We start from the raw sequence: 2,052 nt of genomic DNA on the forward strand, positions 1-2,052 counted from the left end.
TTTTTTTCGCCTAAAAGAAAATTTAACACACTTCATTAAACTTTCCAACTTATTGATTTATATAGGCTATTGTATCAGTAAATAATCTAAAAAAAATTTATGCATTACTTTACCCTTTGATTTCATGGATGATATCAAGTTGATATTTTCAGTAAGGCTGCAATTTTTTGTCGCACTTCCTCAAGTTCTTCAGATTTAGCTTGTCCCTTTTTCGTTGCTGATCGAGCGACCCAATCTAAACTTTTTACTTGATCAGATAGTGCTACATTTTCAGGATTTCCTGAAATTTTAACTTCGAAAGGATACCCTTTTATCTGTGTTGTCATTGGACAGCAAACTAATAGGCTTGTGGCTTTATTATAAGATGAAGGACTTAAAACTAAGGCAGGTCTATGCCCTGCCTGTTCATGCCCACTTTGTGGGTTAAAATTAATCCAGATAATATCGCCTTCTTCTGGTACATAATTTTGAGGCATTAATAGAATTCCTTACCTACAGCATGTCCAGTATCCACTTCACCATGCAAATTATCAGATGTTATATCTGCTAAAAGCTGCTCTAAAGATATTTTTGATTTAATTGGTTTGATAACAATCGCTTCATCTTGAGTAAATACCTCAACACGGCTATCCAATTTAAGATTAAGGCTTTCTAATAAGATGGACGGTAGGCGGACAGCAGCACTATTGCCCCATTTTTTAATAGCTAGTTCCATAACAGCAACCTAAAGTATCTACAATGTAGATACAATACCCTAGGAAAATTTTTGCGTCAATACCGTGGGCATTAAAATGGACTAGGTGAATCATAACCTCTATCATTTTTACGTTCTTGCACTCTTTGCAAATCTCTACGCCTGTCTATCTCATCTAAAGCCTTGAAGATAGGGTCTGTACTAAATCCTGAAATCTTTCGTGATAGTTGCTCACCGAGTCTAGTTTCCTTTGAAGCTGTTCGGTCAATGGTGCTGTCTGCTTCTCGATTTCTGTATAGATCATCGTTGGCAATAGTTCGTTGATCTCGTTCTTTAGATTTAACCCAGTCACTAATTGCTCTAAATGGCTCTGTAATCGCTGTTTTAAGCTGCTCTCCAAGTTTTGTAATAAATCCTCTGATAACTTCGGATTCTGTAGTTTCTTGATGATATTGATCAGCTCGTTTTCTTTCTCGTTCAACTGGTTGCAGTGCTTCACCAGTTTGTTGTTGTAGTTCTCTAATTCGTCTATGGTTCTGTTCTGTGCCTGAATAAGCTGCAAGGCTTGCTCTTGATGCTTCTGTTGCTCTTTGAGCTGCTGCTGTTGCTGCTCGATAATCTGCAATAACTGTGCTTCGAGATTCATTTAATTGGTTTCCTGCACTATTCGCATGTTGTTGCTGTACTGCTGCGCTTTCGGGTCGATCTGGACGCACCAGTCCCATTTTTTCTCTGTCCCACACTTCTGAATATTCAGGCTCGCCCCTTGGCTTTTTAGCCACTGGACTTTGTTCTCCATCTCTGTGATGTCGCTGTACTTGCTCTTGCTGACGTAACCAAAACAAATGCTGCTGATAAGCGTTATACATGCCAGTGAAATCAGGGCTATATTCGATGAAATAAGGGTTTTCCTTAATTTGGCTGCTTGAGCTGTTTCTTGGCTCAAGCCGTTCAATTGCTGCAAGTTCGCTTGGAGCTGCTTGATCTGCTGTTGTTGTGATTGCAATAGATCGTTCATGCCCTGCTGCTGCTGTTGTTTGGTTTGGGCTGTCGTCTTGTTGATCTGCTGCAATATCTCGTTCGTTGCTTCGCTCTGTTTCTGCTGTATATCCGCTTTGGTGCTGTCGATACTGCTGCTCAAGCTCTGTGCTTCGCTTCGCACTGTATTCCGCATATCTTTGAATATTTGACTGATTTCGCTGTTCAGCTTCTCGTCTATATCGCTCTGATGCTGCAATAGTAAGTCGTTCGCTTTCTTCTGTAAGTCTAAAATCCTGCTCATAGATTGCACCTTTTAACTTAATTGGTCTGGCGTTTGGGTCATCATTATTTGGATTTTTAATAGATAGGCTTTTTTT

The 2,052-nt window shown here is 39.6% G+C and carries 2 protein-coding genes and 1 pseudogene; all 3 read right to left on the reverse strand.

Features of this window, described 5'->3' with window-relative positions; all coding sequences use genetic code 11:
• Positions 1-134: 134 nt before the first annotated feature.
• Positions 135-476: an endoribonuclease MazF gene (mazF, locus tag I593_RS00070; RefSeq protein ID WP_005402007.1), complete on the reverse strand. Its 342-nt coding sequence runs from the start codon at positions 474-476 to the stop codon at positions 135-137.
• Entirely contained in the window at positions 476-715 is a 240-nt protein-coding gene (locus I593_RS00075) for an AbrB/MazE/SpoVT family DNA-binding domain-containing protein (RefSeq protein ID WP_004918185.1), read from the reverse strand. The genes mazF and I593_RS00075 overlap by 1 nt, the downstream gene beginning before the upstream one ends.
• 71 nt (positions 716-786) lie before the next feature.
• Positions 787-2,052: pseudogene (locus I593_RS20555) on the reverse strand (relaxase/mobilization nuclease domain-containing protein); the annotation flags it as partial.

This window comes from Acinetobacter tandoii DSM 14970 = CIP 107469, assembly GCF_000400735.1.
GTDB lineage: Bacteria > Pseudomonadota > Gammaproteobacteria > Pseudomonadales > Moraxellaceae > Acinetobacter > Acinetobacter tandoii.

Coding starts and splice junctions, on each gene's coding strand:
- mazF (WP_005402007.1), bottom strand. CDS start 476: ATGCCTCAAAATTATGTACCAGAAGAAGGCGATATTATCTGGATTAAT.
- I593_RS00075 (WP_004918185.1), bottom strand. CDS start 715: ATGGAACTAGCTATTAAAAAATGGGGCAATAGTGCTGCTGTCCGCCTA.